Source organism: Sphingosinicella sp. LHD-64 (assembly GCF_031157375.1).
In the GTDB taxonomy this organism is placed as follows: domain Bacteria; phylum Pseudomonadota; class Alphaproteobacteria; order Sphingomonadales; family Sphingomonadaceae; genus Allosphingosinicella.
The window spans coordinates 84,550-105,559 of sequence record NZ_JAVIFV010000002.1; the positions used below are offsets into that span (position 1 = coordinate 84,550).

Genomic DNA, 21,010 nt, shown 5'->3' on the forward strand with positions numbered 1-21,010 from the left:
GCATGAGTGACGAGAAGGGTGGCAAGCCGCCGGTCGACGAGAAAGGTCAGCCGCTGGACGAGAAGGGCCAGCCGATTCCCGACAAGGGCGGCTACGAGAAGAAGTAGTTTCCTTCCGTCATTGGGCATATCGCGCCCCAAGAACAGACAGATGGCACGGCACAACGAAACCCCCGAAGGCCGCTCGGTGCGGCTGCTGCGCGTCGGCGAGCAGGTCCGCCATGCGCTTTCCGACATCCTGATGCGCGGCGACGTGCATGACGCGACGCTCGTCAGCCACAGCGTCTCGATCACCGAGGTGCGCATGTCGCCGGACCTGAGGCACGCCACCGCCTTCGTCATGCCGCTGCTCGGCGGCGATGCCGAGGCGGTGCTGAAGGCGCTGAGGACCAACACCGCCTATCTCCAGAGCGAGGTCGCCCGGCGGGTGAACACCAAATATGCCGCGCGCCTCAAGTTCCTGCTCGACGAGAGCTTCGACGAGGGCAGCCATATCGACACGCTGCTGCGCTCGCCGCAGGTGGCGCGGGATTTGGAAACTGACGGCGAAATTGACGGCGAAGCTGACGGCGACGATGATCGGGACTGACGCGCTGGACGCGCCGATGCAGGACGGCGAGGTGCGTGCGGAGCTGGCGACGGAGGCGCACCGCGGCGCGCTCAAGGCCGCCTGCGCTGAGGACCTCGACATCTGGCAGATCTATTCCATGTCCTTTGCGCCGGACCGGTTCGACGCAAGCTTCGATTTCATCCGCGGTCGCCCGGACTGGCGTACCTTCGCCCTGTTCAGGGAGGATGCGCTGGCCGGCATGTCGAGCTTCCTCGGAATCGATACGCACCGCGGCGTGCTGGAGATCGGCTGCACCTATTATGTGCCGGCGATGCGCGGCACCGGCTTCAACGGCCGGGTCAAGGACCTGATGATCGGCCGGGCGATCGACTGCGGCTTTCGCCGGATCGAGTTCCGCGTCGATGCGCGCAACGGCCGATCCCAGGCGGCGATGGCCAAGATCGGCGGCGTGCGCGAGGGCGTGATCCGCGCCGACCGGATCACCTGGAACGGCCATGTCCGCGACACCGTGCTCTTCTCGATCCTCGCGGTGGAATGGCCGCGCTCAGCGTCGGTTCATCGCTGACATGGCAGGAGCCGCCCCTCGCAGAAGGGAGACGAGGAAGATGATGAAAGCCGTCACGCTCGCTGCCGCCCTGATCGGCGCCGCTCCGCTCCTTGCGGCGGAACCAGCTCCCGGTCAGACCGAGGAAACCCGGATTCCGCGCATGCGCAGCTTCCTGGAAGCCGTCGTGCGTGATGATCGGGGCGTGTATGTCCGTGCCGACACCGGTCAGTGGTATTATGCGCGTACGCGTGGCACCTGCGCCCGGCTGAGGCCGACCGCGCCGCTCGCCTTCGAAACGACGCCGCAGGGCGATCTCGACCGCTTCGGCGCGATCCGGGTCGAAGGCTGGCGCTGCCCGCTCGAAAGCGTCACGCAATCCGCGCCCCCGCCGCCGACATCCTGATCGCGACGTTAACCATTTGTTGGGGAGTGCTGCCGCAGACATGGTCCCGGACACGCAGGTTGGGGGCATGTCATATGGGTCACAGTGCGAAATCCGCGGCCTTCCTCGTCGAAAGCCGCATCGCCGATGCCGCGGGGGGCGACATCCAGGCGCTCTACGAACTCGGGGTCGCCTATTCGACCGGCAGCGGCGGCATCATGGTCGATCTCATCGAAGCGCATAAGTGGTTCAACCTCGCCGCCTTGAACGGCAGCACGCTGGCACAGGAATGCCGCGCCGACATCGCCGAGGAGATGACTGCGCGCGAGATCGCCGAAGCGCAACGCCAGGCCCGCGCCTGGCTCGCCGATTTCACGCCGATCCGTCACGTCGCCTGAGCGTCGATCTCTCGTCTCTTCTTCGACCAGAACACCAGCACGCTGCGTTCTGCACGGGCGTATTGCGCGCGTGAGAAGATAAGGTAGATCGTATACGATCTTGCCTCCTAAGCCATTGAAAATCCTCATTGTGACAGCAATGTTGCAGCGCACAAAAAGTGCTTGCAATCCGCCGCCGCCCGCACTATTTGCTGCACCGCAACAAAGACGGAGTCGTTTGCGATGGCCGAGACCAAAGCTGCCGAGCCGGCCGCCAAGCCTGCCGAGGATATCGTGTCCGACGCTGCGCCGGCGGTGATGCCTGCGAAGGCCGAGAAGGCCGAAGCGGCCCCGGTCGAAGCGAAGGTCGCGCCCGAGGCTGCGACGGCTCCGGCTCTTGTGGAGAAGACCCAGAAGGCGCCGCCGCCGGTAAAAGCTGCGGCCGTACGCGTGAAGAAGAGCGTGCCGGCGAAGAGCGCCGCGCCCGCCGTCAAGAAAGCCGCTCCGGCCCCCAGGCCGGTCGCGGCTGCCAAAGCCCCGGCCGCCAAGGCGGCCGCCGTGAACAAGACTTTGACGCCGGTTCGCGCCGGCGCCGACACACAAGGAGTGAAGACCATGGCCACCAAGACCGAGACGCCGTTCGTCGGCGCCGACCAGTTCAAGAATGCGTTCGGCGACATCAACGAGCGCACCAAGACCGCCTTCGAAAAGGGTTCCAGGCTCGTCGAGGAATTCGCCGACCTGACCCGCGGCAATGTCGAGGCGATCGTCGCCTCCTCGAAGGTCGCCGCCAAGGGCGTCGAGACCCTGAGCCAGGAAGCCGCCGAGTTCGGCCGCAAGAGCTTCGAGGACGCTTCGGCGGCCTTCAAGAACTTCGCCGAGGTGAAGACCGCGACCGACTTCTTCAAGCTGCAGAGCGACTATGCCCGCAGCGCGTTCGACGCCGCCGTCGCCGAGAGCGCGAAGGTGAGCGAGGCCGTCCTGAAGATCGCCGGCGACGTCGCCGAGCCGATCACCAGCCGCTATTCGGTCGCGGCCGAGCGCGTGAAGACCCTCGCGGCGTAAGCTTTTCGCGAGTGGTCGGCACAGCCGACCGTGTAAAAGGGCGGGCGCTCCCATTCGGGGCGTCCGCCCTTTGTTTTGGCGCCTTGTTAAGCTCCCGCCGCTACGTCGACTGACGACAACCGACCGCCGAAACCCTTGCAGGCGGCGGGCACCCTGCCATATTTATTGCGTTGATATGGACATGAGCGACATCCGGATTTGGGCTTCCGACGACGATCGGATCGACGAGGGCGATCAGGGCACCGGCCTTGGCGTCGCCACCAAGACGCGCACCCGCACCAAGACGCCTTCGCCCTACAAGGTGCTGATGCTGAATGACGATTACACGCCGATGGAGTTCGTCGTCCACGTCCTGCAGAGCTTCTTCAAGATGGACCTCGAGGACGCGACCCGGGTGATGCTCCACGTCCACCAGCGCGGCGTCGGCGTCTGCGGCATCTTTCCCTATGAGGTCGCCGAGACCAAGGTCGCCCAGGTGATCGACTATGCGCGGGAGAATCAGCACCCGCTGCAGTGCACGCTCGAAAAGGCCTGAGGTCGCTTCACCGCGGCGGCGGCAGCCAGCCCGTCTCCACCGGCGAGCGATCGAGGAAGCCCGCGTCGGCGCAGAGGCGTGCCTCGTCCAGGACACGGAACATGCCGCCGCGGCGCTCGATGATCCTGTCCTCGGCCAGCACGCGCATCATGCGGTTGACGTGGACGGCGGTGAGGCCGGTCGCGTCGCCGATATCCTCCTGCGTCAGCGGCAGTGGAATCGGGCCGCCCTCGGCCGTGCCGAGCCCGCGCATCCGCATGTAGATCTCGCACAGGAGCGCGGCGACGCGGGTGCGCGCGGGCGTGCGGCCGAGCGAGGCGATACGATCGGCGAAGGCGACGCGATCGGCGACCGCCAGCGAGAGCAGCAGCGCCCCGAGTCGGGGGTGCTCTGCGATCAGGGCGCCGACGCGCTCCCGTCCGAACGGGTGCAGGACAATGTCGGTGACGGCCGTCACCGTTTCCGGGGAATCCGGAAAGGCGAGCAAAGGCAGGCCGACGAGGTCGCCGGGGAAGTGGAAGCGGGTGATCTGCCGGCTGCCATTGCCGAGTACGACACTGGAATGCAGCCATCCCGAGCGGACCACGAACAGCTCGCGCGCATTCTCCTGCTCGCGGATCACGACGGCGCCCCGGCGATAGCTGCGCTGCTGCTCCTCGAACCGGTCGAGCGCGGCCTGCTCGCTGGCGGTCAGGCGCGCATGCTTACCGAACCGCTCGGCGAGACCTTCTGCCCCCAACAACCGCGTCCCCCAAACCCGAGAAAATTGCGACAACCGTGTGACTTGTATGGAGGAATGGCGGCCTCTGCCCTGATCGAAATTAAGTGCGTCTGGCCCCCGCGCATTTTTCCGGGTGCTTGCACGGCGGCGGAGAAGGCGTAAACGCCGACCCTGATGGACAGGATCATCATCAGGGGCGGCCGCCCGCTCAACGGCCGGATCGCGATCTCGGGGGCGAAGAATGCGGCGCTGACGCTGATGCCGTGCGCCCTTCTCACCGACGAGATCCTGGAGCTGCAGAACCTGCCGCGGCTCGCCGATGTCGACAGCTTCATGCACCTCCTCAACCAGCTCGGCGTCTCGACCATGGTCAAGGGCGCCAAGGGCGACGGCTTCAGCCGGACGATGACGCTGAAGGCGAGCGACATCGCCTCGACCGTCGCGCCCTACGACATCGTCCGCAAGATGCGCGCCTCGATCCTGGTGCTGGGGCCGCTGCTCGCCCGCGCCGGCGAGGCGACGGTGTCGCTGCCCGGCGGCTGCGCGATCGGCAACCGGCCGATCGACCTGCACCTCAAGGCGCTGCAGGCGCTGGGCGCCGAGATCGAGCTGGCTGCCGGCTATGTGAAGGCGACGGCGCCCGAGGGCGGCCTGACCGGCGGCACGATCAGCTTCCCGACCGTGTCGGTGGGCGCGACCGAGAATGCGCTGATGGCCGCCGTGCTCGCCAGGGGCACGACGGTGATCGAGAATGCCGCGCGCGAGCCGGAGATCACCGATCTCGCCCAGTGCCTGATAGCGATGGGCGCCGAGATCGAGGGCCTGAGGTCCGACACGCTCACCATTCACGGCAAGGACCGGCTGCACGGCGCCGCCTACCAGGTCATGCCGGACCGGATCGAGGCGGGCAGCTACGCCTGCGCGGCGATGATCACCGGCGGGGCGCTGGAACTCGCCAACGCGCGCGAGGATTCGATGCACGCCATCCTCGCGGGGCTCAAGGACGCCGGCGGGGAGGTCGAGATCCTCGACAACGGGATCAGGGTGAGCGCCAACGGCGCGACCCGGCCGCTGTCGCTCTCCACCGCCCCCTTCCCCGCCTTCCCGACCGACATGCAGGCGCAGTTCATGTCGATGCTCGCGCTCGCCGACGGCACCAGCCTCTTGACCGAGACGATCTTCGAGAACCGCTACATGCATGTGCCGGAACTGAGCCGCATGGGCGCCGACATCGAGGTGCGCGGCCGCTCCGCCGTGGTGCGGGGCGTCGACCATCTCGTCGGCGCGCCGGTGATGGCGACCGACCTGCGCGCCTCGATGAGCCTGGTCCTCGCCGGCCTGGCGGCCCGGGGCGAGACCCAGGTCAATCGCGTCTATCATCTCGACCGCGGCTATGAGCGGCTCGAGGAGAAGCTGAGCGCGGTCGGCGCCGATATCGAGCGCGTCAGCGACGGCTGAGCCGCCGTCGGCCGTCAGTCGGCGTCGGTCAGCTGCCGCTCGCCGCCGAGCTTGTGGACGCGGCCTTGGTGCATGACGAAGCCGACAGTCTCCAGCAGGCGCACATTCTCGGTCGGATCGCCGGCGACGGCGATGATGTCGGCCTCCTTGCCGGGCTCGATCGTGCCGATCGTGTCGGCGCGGCCGAGCAGGGTCGCCGCCCCTACGGTCGCGGCACGGATCGCGGCGGCCGGGGTCATGCCGGCATTCACCATCAGCGCGAACTCCTGGGCGTTGTCGCCGTGGCGGCTGACGCCGGAATCCGTGCCGAACGCGATGTTCACGTTCTCCCGCACCGCCCTGCGCAGGCTCTCGGTCGCATTGCCGGCGGCCTCGCGGGCCTTGTCATATTGCGCCGGAGTGAGCGCGCCGCGCGCGCCGTCGGCCAGCGCTGCAGCCGGGGCCATCAGGGTTGGCACATAATAGGCGCCGGTGCGACGGTAGAGGGCGAAGGTCTGGTCGTTGGTGAAGGTGCCGTGCTCGATCGAATCGACGCCGGCCTCCAGAGCGGCATTGACCCCGTCGACACCGTGCGCATGCGCCGCGACGCGTCGGCCGAAGGTGTGGGCCGTCTCGACGATCGCGCGCATCTCGTCCGGCATCATCTGACGGTTGAGGCCGCCCGCGACGTTGCTCAGCACGCCGCCGGTCGCCGCGAACTTGATCACGTCCGCGCCGGCCGAAATCTGCTCCCGCACCGCCCGGCGGCAGTCTTCGGCGCCATTGCACATGTTGGTGGCGCGGGCGTGCATGATCTCGGTGAGGTCGCGGTTGAGGCCGTTGACCCCGCCATGGCCGCCGGTGACCGAAACGCCGCGGCCGGCCGCCACGATCGTCGGCCCCGAGAATTGGCCGGCGTTGATCGCGTCGCGAAGGGACGTGATCGTGCGCGGCTCGGCGCCGAGGTCGCGGACGGTGGTGAAGCCCGCGAGGAGCGTGCGACGGGCATTGAGCAGCGCCGTATAGGCCTCGTCCTCATAGTCGCGCTGATTGGCCTGCAGGCGCGCCTGGAAGCGGTCGTCGAGGCCGACGAGGTGGACGTGCATGTCGATGAGGCCCGGCAGGACGTAGGAGTCGCGCAGGTCGACGACGCGCGCGCCCGGCACGTCGACATAGCCGTCGCGGATCTCGGCGATGCGGCGGCCGCGGATGACGATGCTCGCCTCCCGGCGCGGCGGACGGCCCGGAACGGCGAGGAGCGTGCCGGCGTGAATGACGGTGACCGCCTCCTGCCGGGCCTGTGCGGCCGGCGGGGTTTGGGCGACCGCAGGCGCAGCGAGGGCAAGCGCCGCGGCAGCGGCGAGCAGGCGGGCAACATTCATGGCAATTCCTCCCTGTTCTCGGCGCGCAACAAAGCCCAGCCGGGCGCCCGGTTCAAGTCCCCCGGCCCGCGAAAATGGCGCTCAGAGCGGCTTGGCGAAGCGATAGCTGGTGCGCTCGTAGCCGAGACGCTCGTAGAATCGGTGCGCGCGCGCGCTTTCGGTTACTGGTCACCTCCACGAGGCCGCAGCCACGATCCCGGAGCCCGGTCTCGGCGGCTTCCACCAGTACCGCGCCCGACCCATGGCCGCGCTGGCCCTCGATCTCCCCATCCGTCGCGGCGAGGCCGTCTTGCCGAAGCCCAGCACCTCACGACCGGTCCTCGCGTCCTTGAGCCCGTACCGCCCGTAGTCGCCGCGCCCGGGCGTGCGGATACGCGATTTGACCAGCCGGCAGCCACGATTGGCGGCCATGTCCCTGAGCGTGTCGTCGCGCGCGCTCACGCCAGCACTTCGATCGTATGGATGCCGGCGCCGACCAGGCCGCCGACGAGCGTGCCGTTGATGCGGATATATTGAAGGTCCCGGCCGACCGCGTTCTCGAGGCGGTCTGAGACGGTGCGCGCATCCCAGCCGCGCACCGTTTCGGAGACCAGCTTGACGATGTCGCTGCCGTAGGAGGCGACGATCCCGGAGGCGGCGCGGCGGGCGAACTGGTTGATCGCATTCCTGAGGCGCGGCTCGCGCTGCAGCGTCCCGCCCAACTGGCGCAGCGCCTCGCCGAACTTGCCGGCGAGCGCACGGTCGGGATCGCGGGCGGCGCGGAGCAGGCCGGCGCGGCTGTTCTCCCAGACGCCCGAGAGCCAGTCGCCGACCGCCTTGTTCTCGATCATCTCGTTCTTCCAGTCTTCGACCTTGGCCTGCATCTCCGGATCGCCCTGGAGGCCGGCGGCGAGCCGCGCGAGCCCTTCCTCCGCCTTGACGCGGAGCGGATGGTCGCGCTCGACCGCCATGTCGATGGTGAGCTTCCTGAGGCCGTCGACGATCGCGTCGGCGAGCCGGTCGTCGAGGCCGGCGAGCTTCAGGATCCAGCCGGCCCGCTGGTGGACCATGGCGCGGATCACGTCCTCATTGGCATCGAGCGTACGGCCGGCCCAGGTGATGATGCCGTCCATCATCGGCACGTGCCGCTCCTCGGTCATCGCCGCCTCGAGCGTCTGGCCAAGCAAGGGCGCGACCTCGATCGACCGCATCCGCGCGACGATCGCCCCCTTGACCATGCCGCCCAGCTGCTCCTCGTCGAGCGCCTCGAGGATGTCAGCGAGGAGGCGCGAGCCGCCCTCGCGCAGGCGCCCCTCGCCCGGCGGCTGGGCGAGAAAGCGGCCGACGGCGCCGGCGATATCGACCTGCCGCATCCGCCGCGCGACGACCGAGGGGGTGAGGAAATTGTCCTTGACGAAGGCGGCGAGCGTATCGCCGATCCGGTCCTTGTTGCGCGGGATGATCGCCGTGTGCGGGATCGGAAGGCCGAGAGGATGGCGAAACAGCGCGGTCACCGCGAACCAGTCGGCGATGCCGCCGACCAGCCCCGCCTCGGCAAAGGCGCGCACGAACCCCCAGGCCGGATGCTGATCGACGAGGCCGGTCGCAGCGATGAAGATCGCCGCCATGCCGGCGAGCATCGCGGTCGCGAGCGCCCGCATGCCCCGCGCGCTCGGCGCCGGACGGGCGCGAAAGGGCAGCGGGTCACGCGGGCTCATGGAGTCAGAATAGCTGGCGGCGGGTCCGGTTCAAACCCGCCGCCGAAATGAGGCCTATTCGGCAGGTTCGGGCGCCGGCGGACGGGCGTCCTTGCCGCCGGTGGTGAACCAGCGGCTGAGCCGCGGCCCGAGCCGCTCCTCGACGCCGAGCGCCAGGCTGAACGTGCCGGGCACCAGGACCAGGGTCAGCACCGTCGAAAGGATCAGGCCGCCCATCACGACGATGCCCATCGGCGCGCGCCAGGCGGCATCGCCGGAAAGCGAGACGGCAGTCGGGATCATGCCGGCCGTCATTGCCACCGTCGTCATCACGATCGGCTGGGCGCGCTTGTGGCCGGCGTCCAGGATCGCCTCATATTTCGGCACGCCTTTGCCCATCTCCTCCAGCGCGAAATCGATCAGCAGGATCGAGTTCTTGGCGACGATGCCGAGCAGCATGAGCAGGCCGATATAGACCGGCAGCGAGACCGGCTGCCCGACGATCATCAGCGCCAGCAGGCCGCCCAGGGGCGCGAGCAGCAACGAGCCCATGTTCACGAACGGTGGCAGGATGCGGTGGTAGAGGAGGAGCAGCACCGAGAAGACGAGGAAGACGCCCGAGCCCACCGCGATCATGAAGTCGCGGATCAGCTCCTGCTGCCAGCGGTTGAAGCCGAGCAGCAGCTCGCGCACGCCGTCCGGCAGGTTGCGCATCGACGGCAGCGCCCGGATCTTCTCCCACGCCTGGCCGCTGACATAGCCCGGGGCCAGATCGGCGCCGATATTGACGCGGCGGACCTGGTTGGTGCGATCGATGCGGGTCGGGCCGGCGCCGAAGCCGATGTCGGCGACCAGCCGCAGCGGGACCGAGCCGCCGGTCGCGGTCGGCACCGGGAGATTCTCGATCGTCGAGAGGCGTTGGCGCGAATTCTCGTTGATCGAGGTGCGGATCGGGATCTGCCGGTCGTTCAGCGAGAAGCGGGCGCTGTTCTGGTCGATGTCGCCGAGCGTCGCGATGCGGATCGCGTTGCTGAGCGCGGCCGTCGTCACGCCGAGATTGGCGGCAAGGTCCATGCGCGGCCGGATGGTGATCTCGGGCCGCTGCAGGTCGCCCATGACGCGCGGCGCCCTGAGCTCGGGCAGGCGCGACATTTCCTCGACGATCCGCTGCGCGGTCTGGTTGAGCAGCACCGGATCGTCACCGCCCAAGGTGAGCATCAGGTCGCGCTGCCCGCCCTGCTGCGAGCGGAAGAAGACGCGCGCGTCCGGAATCTGGGTGAGCGTCGGCGCCATCGCGCGCTCGAACTCGACGCTGGAGCGCTCGCGGTCGGGACGAAGCGCGGCCTCGATCGTCGCGTTGCCGACGCGGATACGCGAGAACACGCCCTCGACCTCGGGTTGCTGGCGCAGCACCGACTCGACCTGGCGGACCGCATCGCCGGTCTGGGCCAGGGTGGTGCCTGGGACCATCTCGACCGAGACGACCGTGCGGTCGAAATTCTGGTTCGGCTGGAACGTCTGCGGCAGCAGCGCGAAGCAGGCGACGGTGGCGAGCAGCGCCGCGATGCCGCCGACCACGGTCGTCCAGCGATGCTTGAGCGTGAAGGCGAGCACCGACATGTAACGGTCCATCAGCCAGCCCTCGCCATGGCTTGCATGGCCCTTCGCCTTCAGGAAATAGGCGGCGAACATCGGCGTGATGAGGCGCGCGACCGCGAGGCTGGTCAGCACCGCCGCGACGACGGTGAAGCCGAAATTCTTGAAGAACTGCCCGGCGACGCCCGGCATCAGGCCGACCGGCAGGAACACCGCGACGATCGAGAAGGTCGTGCCGACCACGGCGAGGCCGATCTCGTCGGCGGCGTCGATCGACGCCTGCCAGGCGGTCTTCCCCATCCGCATATGTCGGACGATGTTCTCGATCTCCACGATCGCATCGTCGACGAGCACGCCGGCGACGAGGCTGAGCGCGAGCAGCGTCATGCTGTTCAGCGAGAAGCCCAGCAGCTCCATGAACCAGAAGGTCGGGATCGCCGACAGCGGGATCGCGATCGCCGAGATGGCGGTTGCGCGCCAGTCGCGCAGGAACAGGAAGACGACCACGACGGCGAGCGCGGCGCCCTCGATCAGCGCCTCGATCGCCGAGTGATACTGCTCCTCGGCATATTTGACCCAGTTGGTCAGCGGCACGAAGCGCACGCCCGGATTGGCCTGCTCGATCGCGCGCAGCTTCTCCATCGCGCCGTGATAGACGCTGACGTCGGACTCGTTCTTGGCACGCTGGAAGCCGAAGGCGAGCACCTGGCGCCCGTTCTGGGTCGCGTAGAAGCGCTGCTCGCCATAAAGGTCGCGGACCTGGGCGATATCGGCCAGCTTCACCGTCCGGCCACCGCTGATCGCGATCTGGGTCTGGCCGAGCTGATGCGCATTGAGCGCATTGCCGATGATGCGCATCGACTGCTCGGAGCCGGCGATCTGGGCGCGGCCACCCGCCGCATTGAGGTTCATCTGGACGAGCTGCTGGTTCACCTGGCCGGCGGTGATGCCGAGCGCCTGAAGGCGGGTCGGATCGAGGATGACGCGGATCTCGCGGCTGACGCCGCCGGTCCGGTTGACCGCAGCGAGGCCCGGCACCGACAGGAGCTCGCGCGACACCGTGTTGTCGACGAACCAGCTCAGCTGCTCCAGCGTCATGTCGGTCGAAACGACAGCGAAGCTGGCGATGTCGTCGCCGGCGGTGTCCTCGCGGCTGACCTGCGGCTCAAGAATGCCGTCGGGCAGGTTGCCGCGGATCTGGGTGATCGCATCGCGCACGTCGTTGACGGCGCGGTCGATCGGGGTGCCGAGCGCGAGCTGGACGACCGTGGTCGAATTGCCCTCGGTGACGGTGGAGTTGATCTCGTCGATGCCGGTCAATGAACGCACCGCCGCCTCGACCCGCTGGGTGACCTGCGTCTCCAGCTCGGCGGGCGCTGCGCCCGGTTGCGAAATCTGGACGATGACGATCGGGAACTCGATATCCGGATCGTTCTGGACGTCCATCCGCATGAAGCTGATGATCCCGGCCAGCGACAGGAACAGGAACAGGACGAGCGAAGGGGTCGGGTTGCGGATCGACCAGGCGGAGATGTTGCGGAAACCCATTGTTCTGTCCTGTTCCAGCCTCAATCAGGGAGGCGGCGGCCCGGCCGCCTCCGCTTCGTCCATCAACGGGTGTTGCGCGCCCGACGCAGCTCCGGCCGCACCCGCTGGCCGGGGTTGAGGAAGGCGCCCGCGGATTCGACGATCCGCTCGTTGCCCTGCAGGCCCGAGACGATCGCCATGCCACGGTCGGTCACCTCGCCGATCTGCACGTCGCGGCGCACCACCGTGTTGTTGTTGTCGACGAGGTAGACGAAGTTGCCGCGCGCATCGCTCTGCACCGCCGATTCCGGCAGCAGCGGCGCGGTGCGCGAGCCGGCCCGGATCTCGGCGCTGGCGAAGCCGCCCGGACGTAGGTCCTCGTTGTACGGGATCAGGATGCGCGCATCGCCCTGGCGGGTCTGCGGATCGATGATCGGCGATACCTGCCAGACCGTGCCCTGGTAGGAACGGTCGGAACCGACCGGCGTCACCGTCACCGGCACGCCGGCGCTGAGCCGGGCGAGGTCGCTCTGCTGGAGCTGCGCACGCAGCTCCATCTCGCCGTTCTGGGCCATGCGGAACACCCAGCCCGAGCCGCCGCTCACGACCTGGCCTGCCTCGATGTTGCGGGCAAGGATCAGGCCGGCGGTCGGCGCGCGCACGTCGAGCTGGCTGATCCGGGCGCGGGTGCCGGCGAGCTGTGCCTCGGCGACGCGCACGCGCGCCGCAGTGGCGTCGCGCGTTGCGCGCCGGCGGTCGACGTCGGCCTGGCTGATGAAGCCGCGGCCGACCAGCGCCTGGGCGCGCTGCAGCTCGTTCTCGGCGAGCCTCAGGTCGGCGCGGTTGACCTCGATCTGGGCGGCGAGCTGCGCCGCTTCCTGGGTCTGGACCCGGCGGTCGATCACCGCCAACACCTGGCCGGCATTGACCCACTGGCCGGGCTCGGCGAGCACGCGGACCACCTGCCCGCCCTCGCCGGGAACGCCGACCTGCATGTCGCGGCGCGCGTTGAGGGAACCGGTCGCGGAGATCATCGCGACCACATCCTGCGTGCCCGGGACCATCACGGTCACCGCCGGCAGCTGCTGGCCCTGGTCGCCGGCCGGGGCCGCCGCCTTCTCGCCGCTGCCGCCGAGCAGGAACACCGCCAGGATCGCGATGAGCGCGATCGCGACCACGGCGAGGATGATGTTGCGCCGGCGCCGGCGGCGGACAAGCGTCTCCTCGTCCACCACGACATCGTCGAGCGCATCCCTGCGCCACTTGCTCGACTCGAAGTTCATCGCTTTCATTGTCCCCAATCCGGCTCTGCGGCGACTGGCCGCTTATCCGTCGCTGTGTTACCCGAATATATCACCCGGAACAAGCCAAAAACGTGGTGCCTTCCCGCCCCCGCTGCGGGAAGCGCGCTTTACAACCAACAACGGCCCTTTACCAATGCTGAATGCCGGGTCGCCCGCCGAATCGCGGACGGCGCCAAGAGGAGGGCAAGTAGCATGTCCCAATATCTCGCTGATCATGGCTGGATTACCTGGATCATCATCGGACTGATCGCCGGCGCGATCGCCAAGGCGATCATGCCGGGCAAGGATCCGGGCGGCTGCCTGGTCACCATCGTGCTCGGCATCGCCGGCGCCCTCCTCGCCGGCTTCCTCGGCCAGGCGCTCGGCTGGTACGGGCCGGGCGAGGGCGCGGGCTTCATCGCCGCGATCGTCGGCTCGCTGATCATTCTCGGCATCTACCGGCTCGTCGCCCGGCGCTGAACGGCGCCGATACGAACGATTCAGCGACGGTGCAGCCGCGTTCCTGTTAAGGGCGCACCGGGTCCGCGCCCGTGCGGCCCCGAGTAGAAGGAGCACAAGATGATACGATCCGTCATGGCCGCAACGCTCGCGGCCGCGGCGATTGCCGCGCCCCTGTCCGCCGCCGTTGCGCAGAGCGAGGCGGCGCGGCCGGTTTCCGGTACCCGCCTCGACGTCGTCGCGACCGGCGAGGTGACCCGGGTTCCCGACATCGCCCGGATCAATGCCGGCGTCGTCACCCAGGCGCAGACCGCCCAGGAGGCGATCCGGCAGAACGGCGCCAGAATGGCGTCGGTCCGCGCCGCGCTGGAGCGGGCCGGCATTGCCGCGCGCGACATCCAGACCAGCAATGTCAGCCTCCAGCCCGACTATCGCTATGCGGAGAATCAGCCGCCGCAGCTGGTCGGCTATCGCGCCTCGAACGAGGTGACGGTGCGCTTCCGGGACATCGCCGAGACCGGCCGCATCCTCGACGCGCTGGTCGCCGAGGGCGCAAACCAGATCAACGGCCCGATGCTGAGCGTGGACCGGCCGGAGGCGGCGCTCGACGAGGCGCGGACGGCGGCGATCGCGACCGCCCGCGCCCGCGCGGATCTCTATGCCCGCACGCTCGGCATGCGCGTGGTGCGGGTCCTCTCGGTCAGCGAGCCGGGCGCGATCCAGATGCCCCCGGTGCCGGTGATGCGCATGGAAGCGCAGGCGCGCGATGCGGCCGGCACGCAGATCGAGCCGGGCGAGCAGACGCTGAGCGTCACCCTGACGGTGAGCTTCGAGCTTCAGTAATAGATGCACAAGGGCCGCTCCCGCCGGAGCGGCCCTTCTTTTGCTGACGGCGCGTCAGCGGACGCGGCCGCGGCGGAACAGGTTGACGATCCCGAGCAGCACCACGGCGCCGACGAACGAGGCGATCAGCGAACGTATGTCGTAGCCCGCATTGTTGATCGACCCGCCGGTGATGATCAGCCCCGCGAGAAACGCGCCGACGATGCCGACAATGATGTTGAGGAAGATACCCTGTTGCGCGTCGGTGCGCATCACGATGCTGGCGAGCCAGCCGATGACGCCGCCAACGATAAGCCAGATGATGATACCGATCATGTGACATCCCTCCTGCAACCGCCCTGAATGGTTACAGCGGCGGTCCGACCTTAAGACGCGCCACTGCCAGTCTGGTTCCGGCGACGGGAAGGATATCGTTCCGGCAGCGAAATCGCTACCGGCTCAATATTTCTGCTGACGCTCGTAGAGGGTCTTGTAGTGCTGGATGCGCGTGACGCGCAGGCCGGGCATGCCCGAACGGTCGACCGCCCGTTGCCAGCCGGCGAATTCCTCGAGGCTGAGGCCATAGCGCTCGCACGCCTCGTCGACGCTGAGCAGGCCGCCATTGACCGCGGACACGACCTCGGCCTTGCGGCGCACGACCCAGCGCGTCGTCTGGGGCGGCGGCAGGCTGTCCAGCGTCAGCGGCTCGCCAAGCGGGCCGATCACCTGGGCGGGTCGAAATTTCTGGTTCTCGATCATTCGTACCTCAAAACTGCACACGAGTTCGGCGATCGATGCCGCCCACGTTCCTTCCCGTACTCCCCGAGCATTGAAGGAACGCTAAAACGCGACGGTAAAGATGTCGGTGAACAGGGTGTACGAAGGGTTAAGATCGGACCTGCGGGTTTCACGGTCTGCGCTCCGCCTCGTCCGGATGGAAGCTGCCCTGCTGCGCCGATCGGGCCCGCTGCCAGCCGGGGCCGGCGAGCAGGATTTCCGTGATCGGCTCCTCTGCCGTCGGCAGTGCCGGCACGCGCGCAGCCGTTGCCGCGGCGCGCGTCGCCCGCTGCGCGGCGAGCGTCGCGAGCAGGACGTCATGGTCGAGCGGCGCCCGATGCCTCGCCCCCTTGCCGGGAAAGCTCATCTTCATCGCCGCCCGCCTTAGCGAAAGAGGGTGAAGGGGAAGTAAAGCACCAAAGGGGTGGGCGGCGGGCCTTTGTGCGCCTATCTAGCGCCGCGATGGACGCGGATTTCCAGCTCGGCCGATCGCCCAGGGGGGCGCGGATCGTCGTCGCCATGTCGGGCGGCGTCGACAGCTCGGTCGTGGCCGCGCTCGCCCACCGGAGCGGCGCCGAGGTGATCGGGATCACCCTCCAGCTCTATGATCACGGCGCCGCGACCGGGCGCGCGAAGAGCTGCTGCGCCGGGCGCGACATCCATGACGCGCGCGCCGTCGCCGACCGGCTCGGCTTCGCCCATCACGTCTTCGACTATGAGAGCCGCTTCCGCGAGAGCGTGATCGAGCGCTTCGCCGACGAATATGCCAGTGGCCGCACGCCGGTCCCGTGCATCAGCTGCAATCAGGGCGTGAAGTTCACCGACCTCCTCGCCCTCGCCCGCGATCTCGGCGCGGATTGCCTCGCCACCGGCCATTATGCCCGCCGCGTCGCCGGGCCGGACGGGCCGGAGCTGCACCGCGCCGCCGATCCGGCGCGCGACCAGAGCTATTTCCTGTTCGCGACGACCCGCGACCAGCTCGATTTCCTGCGCTTTCCCCTGGGCGGCCTGCCCAAGGCGGCGGTGCGCGACCTCGCCCGCGAGCTCGCACTGATCGTCGCCGACAAGCCGGACAGCCAGGACATCTGCTTCGTCCCCGACGGCGACTATGCCCGGATCGTCGAGAAGGTGCGCCCTGAGACGGCGCATCCGGGCGAGATCGTCGATCAGGACGGGCGGGTGCTGGGCATGCATCGCGGCCTCATCCACTTCACCGTCGGCCAGCGCCGCGGCCTCGAGATCGGCGGGCAGAGCGCGCCGCTCTACGTGCTGAAGCTGGAGCCCGAGAGCCGCCGCGTCGTGGTCGGCCCCAGGCGGGCGCTCGCGGTGCGCAGCGCCCGGCTCGACGGCATCAACTGGCTCGGCGAGGACCAGCGCGACGGCCTCGCCGTCAAGGTCCGCTCGCTCGCCAGACCGGCTCCGGCGCGCATCGACGGCGACCGCGTGATCTTCCGGACGCCCGAATATGGCGTCGCGCCGGGGCAGGCGGCGGTGATCTACGAGGGCGAGCGGGTGCTCGGCGGGGGCTGGATCGCCGAGACGGAGGCCGCCGCGCTCGAAGCGGCCTGACGGCGCGCGATCAGGAACAGCAGCAGGCCGAGCGCGACGAGGCCGCCGAGCATCGCCCAGGCATCGCCGCGTGACTGCATCGCCGCCCAGACGCACAGGGCAAGGCCCGCGCCGATCAGGGCAAAGGTGCCGATGCCGGTCGCAAGGCCGGCGCGGCGCCGGTTGGCGGGCAAGGCGGCGATGCTGGCGCCATAGACGAACAGGCGCGCCAGCGTGCTGACGATGGCGAGCCAGACGAAGCTGCCGGTCACCGCCAGCGCGAAGCCGAGCAGACCCATGAACAGCACCGAATTGGCCGGGGTCGCGAAACGTGCGCTGACCCGCCCGAACCAGCACGGAAGCAGCCCGCCCTGGGCCAGCGCATAGGTAACTCGCGGCGTCGAGGTAAGCGATCCCGTGACGTTGCCGGCGACCGAGGCAAGCGCGGTCAGCGACAGCAGCACCGCGCCGACCGGCCCGATCAGCGCCTCCGCGAAGGCGGCCAGCGGCGCGTCCGGCGCGGCGCCGGCGGGCATGACCGCGACATAGGCGAGCTGCACCAGGAAGTAGATCGCCGCCGTCGCAACGACGGTCGCGATCAGCGCGCGCGGGATGTTGCGCTCGGGATCGCGCGTCTCGCCGGCCGGGACCACCGAATTCTCGAAGCCGACGAAGGCATAGAGCACGACCAGCGCCGTCGCCTCGATCGCCGAGAGCGACGGCGGCGGACCGGGTGGCGGCACCGCATGGGCGGACCAGATCAGGCCGAAAACCGCGAGCGCGACAAGCGGCAGCGCCTTGAGCAGGGTCAGCGCATCGAGCGCCCGGATCGCCCGGCGCACGCCGGCGACGTTGATCAGGGTGAGCGCGCCGATCAGCAAGGCGATGGTCGCGATCCGGCCGATCGCCGTGCCGAGCGGCGGCCAGAGCGCAGCGGCATAGATCGCGAACACATTTGCGTTGGCGGCGAGCGCCGTCACGCGGGTCAGGTAATAGAGCCAGCCGACCTGAAAGGATGCGACCGGCCCGAACACGGCCGTATAAGCGGCCGGACCGCCGGAGGTCGGAAACAGCGCCGCCAGCCGCGCGAACGGCAGCACGACGAGCAGGACGGCGAGGGCGAACAGCGGGAACAGCCACGGGCTGAACGCGCCGAACTGGCCGTGCAGCGTCGCCGGCAAGGCGAAAATACCCGCGCCGACGATCCCGTTGAACGCGAGGAAGGCCGAGCCGGTGAAGCCGATGTCGCGGCGCAGACCGGGCGCGTCAGCCTCGGTGGGCGAGCCGCCCGCGCTTATTGCTGCGGCTCCGGCGGAATCCCGGCCTCTTCGCGCTCTTCCTCACGGCCCTCGCGCAGGATCTCGGCTTCCTGGCGGCGCAGCCGCTCCTGCCGCGCCTCGTCGATCAGCTGGTTCCAGTTGATCCGCTCGTCGGTCGCGCGCTCGGCGCGGGCCTGCGTCACCATCTGGTTGAAGCAGCCGGTCCAGCCGCCCGGACCGGTCGGCGAGCAGCTCTCGGTGCCGGCGCGGCCGACATAGGAGAGCTCGACCGCGCGGCGCGCCCAGGCCTGGTTGGACGGATTGTTGGGATCGCTCCTGAGGTTCGGCGGAATGCGGTAGCGGTCGTCCTCCGGCAGGCGCGCGCAGACATTGATGACGGCATCGGTGCTCGGCGGACAGGTGTCTTCACCGTAGACGATCAGCTGGTTGATCTGCGGCTCGCCGGTGGCCGACTGGGCCGAGGCCGCCCCGGCGACGAACAGCAGCGGAAGGGCGAACAGGGCGTGACGCATGACCTAGATCCTCTTCGACAGTTCGATCGCGACACGGCAGCCGGCCCGGATCGCGGCATAGAGCACAGGATAGCCGAAGCTGTCCTCGGCGCCAGCCTCGATCGCGGCGTCGCGATGTTCGCGCTCGTCGGCCTGGAAATCGGCGATCGCCTCGGACAGCGGCGGATCGTCGGAGCCCAGGGCCGCGAGCTGCTCCGAATAATGCCGGTCGATCTCGTCCTCGACCGCCGCGGTGCAGGCCATCGCCGCCTTCGGGCCGATCAGCGCGGTGGCGGCGCCGAGCGCATGGCCGGCGACATGCCAGAAGGGCTGCAGCAGGGTCGGACGCACGCCGCGTTCGGCGAGCATCGCGTCGAAATGCCTGAGATGGCGCTGCTCCTGCGCCGCCATGCGCGCGATCAGGTGCGCGGAAGGGTGGCGATCGCCCAGCACGGCGAGCTGGCCGGCATAGATGCGGGTCGCGCCATATTCGCCGGCTTGGTCGACGCGCAACATCGACGCCGCGTCGGGGCGCGAATCGCCGGGGCGCCAGGCGGGCGTCAGATCCGGACCGGGGACCGCTTCAGACTCAACCATAACACCACCAACGCGCCAATAGCGGAAAGGATCGCATTCCAGCCGGCCATCGAAATGCCGAACAGCGACCAGGGTACCTGATCGCAGCGCACGATCGGCGCGGCGATGATCGCCTTCAAAAGGTCGTCATTGGAACCGCTGCCACCGCCGACCAGGCTGGTGCACTGGGTGAAGCCTTCGAAGATGCCCGCCTCGACGCCGGCATGATAGAAGCCGATCAGGCCGCTCGCGAGAATGGCGAGCGCCGCCAGCCAGACGAAGCTGCGGCCACGATCCGGCATGCGCCCGGCGAGCAGCGCGATCACGGCGAAGGCGAGCGCCGCCATATGGGCATAGCGCTGCCACCAGCACATCTCGCAGGGCGGGAGGTGACGGACATATTGGAAATAATAGGCGCCGCCGAGCAGAGCCGCCGGCACCGCGACCGCGAAGAGCTTGGCGAGGCCGAGCGGCCCCGGACCCGCGGCTCCGGCAGAGGCGCTGGTCGCCATCTTGAGGCTCAGCGACGGCTGGTGCGGCCGGGAGCGGCGCCGGCGGTCTGGACGCGATTCAGCCGCGAGATCGTCTGCACCGCATAGTGGAGCTGATAGTCCTCGATGCCGCGCTGCTCGAGCTCCTGCGTGGTCGATGCGAAGCGCGGATCGGGGCGGCCGTCATCCTGGAGCACGTCGTCGCGGATGCCCGCCTCGTTGACCAGGTGGCGCCTGAGATCCGATTCGCGCACCCGCGTCCGCGAGGCGAAATCGGGGTCGGAAAGCTGCGGCACGCGAAGATCGGGCGAAACGCCGCCTTCCTGCACCGAGCGGCCCGACGGCGTGTAGTAGCGCGCCGTAGTCAGCCTCAGCGCGGTGTCGCCGCGGCCGAGCGGGATCAGGGTCTGGACCGAGCCCTTGCCGAAGGTGGTCTCGCCCATGACGATGGCGCGGCGATGGTCCTGCAGCGCCGCCGCGACGATCTCGGAGGCCGAGGCGGTGCCGGCATCGACGAGCACGACGATCGGCGCGCCGTGCGCCTCGTCGCCGGGACGGGCATAATAGCGCTCGATGTCGGTGCGGCGCCGGCCGCGCTGGGAGACGATCTCGCCACGCTCCAGGAACAGGTCGGAGAGACCGACGGCCTGGTCGAGCAGGCCGCCGGGGTTCGATCTCAGATCCAGCACCCAGCCGCTCGGCTCGCCGCCGAGCTGGCGGCGGATGTCGGCCATGGCGCGCTGCGCCGCCTCGGTGGTGTTGCGGTTGAAGGTGGTGACGGTGAGGATGCCGACGCGGTCCTGCACCGCGGAGGTCACCGCGGGGATGTCGATCACGGCGCGGGTGATGCTGAGCTGGAGCGGCGCGTCGCGGCCCGGGCGAACCACGGTGATGCGGACGCTCGTGCCGGGTGCGCCGCGCATCTTCTCGACCGCCTCGTCGAGCGTGCCGCCGAAGAAGAGCTGGCCGTCGATATGGGTGATGAAGTCGCCCGCCTTGATGCCGGCGCGATCGGCCGGAGTGCCGCGGGTGGCCGCGATCACCTTCACCGCGCCGTCCTCCATGGTGACGGTAAGGCCGAGGCCGCCATAATTGCCGTCGGTCGTGGTCATCAGGCTCTGGAAGCCGCGCGCGTCGAGATAGGAGCTGTGCGGATCGAGGCTGGAGAGCATGCCGTCGATCGCGCCGCGGATCAAAGTCGTATCGTCGACCTGGTCGACATATTCGGCCTTCACGCGCTCGAGCACGCTCATGAACTGGTCGATCTCGCGATAGGAATTCACGTCGACCTGGGCGAGCGCGGCGGTCGCGGCGGGAATGAAGGCGACGGCGCTGACGAGGCCGATCGAGCGAAAGAGATTGCTGGCCATGCTTGGTCCTGATGAAAGGCGGTTTCGCCGGCTTCTACCGTGTTTCTAGGCCCGGGAAAAGCAACGGGAGATTAACGCGGTGATTGGATCGAGCGGCA

The 21,010-nt window shown here is 68.8% G+C and carries 24 protein-coding genes; 10 read left to right on the forward strand and 14 right to left on the reverse strand.

Annotated elements, in window-relative coordinates; genetic code table 11:
* Positions 1–150: 150 nt before the first annotated feature.
* The 4 genes from rbfA (at position 151) to RCO27_RS07315 (ending at position 1,897) form a co-directional block, all read left to right on the forward strand.
* A complete protein-coding gene (rbfA, locus tag RCO27_RS07300; protein ID WP_309002013.1) occupies positions 151–588 on the forward strand; it encodes a 30S ribosome-binding factor RbfA in 438 nt (145 codons plus the stop codon).
* Complete coding sequence (locus RCO27_RS07305) at positions 575–1,135, forward strand: GNAT family protein (protein WP_309002014.1); 561 nt, start codon at positions 575–577, stop codon at positions 1,133–1,135. Before rbfA ends, RCO27_RS07305 begins: the two co-directional genes overlap by 14 nt.
* A gap of 40 nt (positions 1,136–1,175) precedes the next feature.
* Complete coding sequence (locus RCO27_RS07310) at positions 1,176–1,520, forward strand: hypothetical protein (protein ID WP_309002015.1); 345 nt, start codon at positions 1,176–1,178, stop codon at positions 1,518–1,520.
* Between the two features lie 74 nt (positions 1,521–1,594).
* Positions 1,595–1,897, forward strand: coding sequence for an SEL1-like repeat protein (locus RCO27_RS07315; protein ID WP_309002016.1), 303 nt, complete (start codon positions 1,595–1,597; stop codon positions 1,895–1,897).
* Positions 1,898–2,022: 125 nt separating this feature from the next.
* On the opposite strand, the gene RCO27_RS07320 is transcribed toward RCO27_RS07315, so the two are convergent.
* The gene (locus tag RCO27_RS07320; RefSeq protein WP_309002017.1) at positions 2,023–2,502 is read right to left on the reverse strand and encodes a hypothetical protein; all 480 of its coding nucleotides are present in this window, start codon (positions 2,500–2,502) and stop codon (positions 2,023–2,025) included.
* On the opposite strand from RCO27_RS07320, the gene RCO27_RS07325 reads away from it, so the two are divergent.
* Both RCO27_RS07325 and clpS read left to right on the forward strand, forming a co-directional pair.
* Positions 2,492–2,941 carry a phasin family protein gene (locus tag RCO27_RS07325; RefSeq protein WP_309002018.1) on the forward strand — a complete coding sequence of 150 codons (450 nt, stop codon included), beginning with the start codon at positions 2,492–2,494 and terminating at the stop codon, positions 2,939–2,941. The two genes, RCO27_RS07320 and RCO27_RS07325, sit on opposite strands and share 11 nt — an antisense overlap.
* Positions 2,942–3,122: 181 nt before the next feature.
* The gene (clpS, locus tag RCO27_RS07330; RefSeq protein WP_309002019.1) at positions 3,123–3,476 is read left to right on the forward strand and encodes an ATP-dependent Clp protease adapter ClpS; all 354 of its coding nucleotides are present in this window, start codon (positions 3,123–3,125) and stop codon (positions 3,474–3,476) included.
* A gap of 7 nt (positions 3,477–3,483) precedes the next feature.
* On the opposite strand, the gene RCO27_RS07335 is transcribed toward clpS, so the two are convergent.
* Positions 3,484–4,215, reverse strand: a complete 732-nt coding sequence (locus RCO27_RS07335; protein WP_309002020.1) for a Crp/Fnr family transcriptional regulator — start codon at positions 4,213–4,215, stop codon at positions 3,484–3,486.
* A gap of 156 nt (positions 4,216–4,371) precedes the next feature.
* On the opposite strand from RCO27_RS07335, the gene murA reads away from it, so the two are divergent.
* Positions 4,372–5,655, forward strand: a complete 1,284-nt coding sequence (murA, locus tag RCO27_RS07340; RefSeq protein WP_309002021.1) for a UDP-N-acetylglucosamine 1-carboxyvinyltransferase — start codon at positions 4,372–4,374, stop codon at positions 5,653–5,655.
* A gap of 14 nt (positions 5,656–5,669) precedes the next feature.
* Here murA and RCO27_RS07345 read toward each other — a convergent pair whose 3' ends face one another.
* The 4 genes from RCO27_RS07345 to RCO27_RS07360 all read right to left on the reverse strand — a co-directional run bounded on the left by RCO27_RS07345 (position 5,670) and on the right by RCO27_RS07360 (position 13,098).
* Positions 5,670–7,016, reverse strand: a complete 1,347-nt coding sequence (locus RCO27_RS07345) for an amidohydrolase family protein (protein WP_309002022.1) — start codon at positions 7,014–7,016, stop codon at positions 5,670–5,672.
* A 437-nt stretch (positions 7,017–7,453) separates the two neighbouring features.
* Positions 7,454–8,713: a DUF445 domain-containing protein gene (locus RCO27_RS07350; RefSeq protein WP_309002023.1), complete on the reverse strand. Its 1,260-nt coding sequence runs from the start codon at positions 8,711–8,713 to the stop codon at positions 7,454–7,456.
* Between the two features lie 54 nt (positions 8,714–8,767).
* Positions 8,768–11,836, reverse strand: coding sequence for an efflux RND transporter permease subunit (locus RCO27_RS07355; protein WP_309002024.1), 3,069 nt, complete (start codon positions 11,834–11,836; stop codon positions 8,768–8,770).
* 62 nt (positions 11,837–11,898) lie between these two features.
* Entirely contained in the window at positions 11,899–13,098 is a 1,200-nt protein-coding gene (locus RCO27_RS07360) for an efflux RND transporter periplasmic adaptor subunit (protein WP_309002127.1), read from the reverse strand.
* 213 nt (positions 13,099–13,311) lie between these two features.
* Here RCO27_RS07360 and RCO27_RS07365 point away from each other — a divergent pair, with 213 nt between their 5' ends.
* Both RCO27_RS07365 and RCO27_RS07370 read left to right on the forward strand, forming a co-directional pair.
* Positions 13,312–13,578 (forward strand): GlsB/YeaQ/YmgE family stress response membrane protein, encoded by a 267-nt coding sequence (locus tag RCO27_RS07365; RefSeq protein WP_309002025.1) that lies wholly within the window; start codon positions 13,312–13,314, stop codon positions 13,576–13,578.
* A gap of 99 nt (positions 13,579–13,677) precedes the next feature.
* Positions 13,678–14,400, forward strand: a complete 723-nt coding sequence (locus RCO27_RS07370) for an SIMPL domain-containing protein (protein ID WP_309002026.1) — start codon at positions 13,678–13,680, stop codon at positions 14,398–14,400.
* 54 nt (positions 14,401–14,454) lie between these two features.
* Here RCO27_RS07370 and RCO27_RS07375 read toward each other — a convergent pair whose 3' ends face one another.
* From RCO27_RS07375 to RCO27_RS07385, 3 genes are all read right to left on the reverse strand, one after another.
* A complete protein-coding gene (locus RCO27_RS07375) occupies positions 14,455–14,712 on the reverse strand; it encodes a GlsB/YeaQ/YmgE family stress response membrane protein (RefSeq protein WP_309002128.1) in 258 nt (85 codons plus the stop codon).
* A gap of 126 nt (positions 14,713–14,838) precedes the next feature.
* Positions 14,839–15,138: a DUF1153 domain-containing protein gene (locus RCO27_RS07380; RefSeq protein WP_309002027.1), complete on the reverse strand. Its 300-nt coding sequence runs from the start codon at positions 15,136–15,138 to the stop codon at positions 14,839–14,841.
* A gap of 148 nt (positions 15,139–15,286) precedes the next feature.
* On the reverse strand, positions 15,287–15,529 hold the full coding sequence (locus tag RCO27_RS07385) for a hypothetical protein (protein ID WP_309002028.1): 243 nt from the start codon (positions 15,527–15,529) through the stop codon (positions 15,287–15,289).
* An 89-nt stretch (positions 15,530–15,618) separates the two neighbouring features.
* On the opposite strand from RCO27_RS07385, the gene mnmA reads away from it, so the two are divergent.
* Positions 15,619–16,725, forward strand: coding sequence for a tRNA 2-thiouridine(34) synthase MnmA (gene mnmA, locus RCO27_RS07390; protein WP_309002029.1), 1,107 nt, complete (start codon positions 15,619–15,621; stop codon positions 16,723–16,725).
* Here mnmA and RCO27_RS07395 read toward each other — a convergent pair.
* The 5 genes from RCO27_RS07395 to RCO27_RS07415 are packed head-to-tail and all read right to left on the reverse strand — an operon-like array spanning position 16,653 to position 20,912.
* Positions 16,653–18,002, reverse strand: coding sequence for an APC family permease (locus RCO27_RS07395; protein ID WP_309002129.1), 1,350 nt, complete (start codon positions 18,000–18,002; stop codon positions 16,653–16,655). The genes mnmA and RCO27_RS07395 overlap by 73 nt on opposite strands.
* On the reverse strand, positions 17,999–18,496 hold the full coding sequence (locus RCO27_RS07400) for a hypothetical protein (RefSeq protein ID WP_309002030.1): 498 nt from the start codon (positions 18,494–18,496) through the stop codon (positions 17,999–18,001). Before RCO27_RS07400 ends, RCO27_RS07395 begins: the two co-directional genes overlap by 4 nt.
* Before the next feature lie 3 nt (positions 18,497–18,499).
* The gene (locus tag RCO27_RS07405) at positions 18,500–19,072 is read right to left on the reverse strand and encodes a demethoxyubiquinone hydroxylase family protein (RefSeq protein WP_374990370.1); all 573 of its coding nucleotides are present in this window, start codon (positions 19,070–19,072) and stop codon (positions 18,500–18,502) included.
* The gene (locus tag RCO27_RS07410; RefSeq protein WP_309002031.1) at positions 19,036–19,563 is read right to left on the reverse strand and encodes a disulfide bond formation protein B; all 528 of its coding nucleotides are present in this window, start codon (positions 19,561–19,563) and stop codon (positions 19,036–19,038) included. The genes RCO27_RS07405 and RCO27_RS07410 overlap by 37 nt, the downstream gene beginning before the upstream one ends.
* A gap of 8 nt (positions 19,564–19,571) precedes the next feature.
* A complete protein-coding gene (locus tag RCO27_RS07415; protein WP_309002032.1) occupies positions 19,572–20,912 on the reverse strand; it encodes a S41 family peptidase in 1,341 nt (446 codons plus the stop codon).
* Positions 20,913–21,010 lie beyond the last annotated feature (98 nt).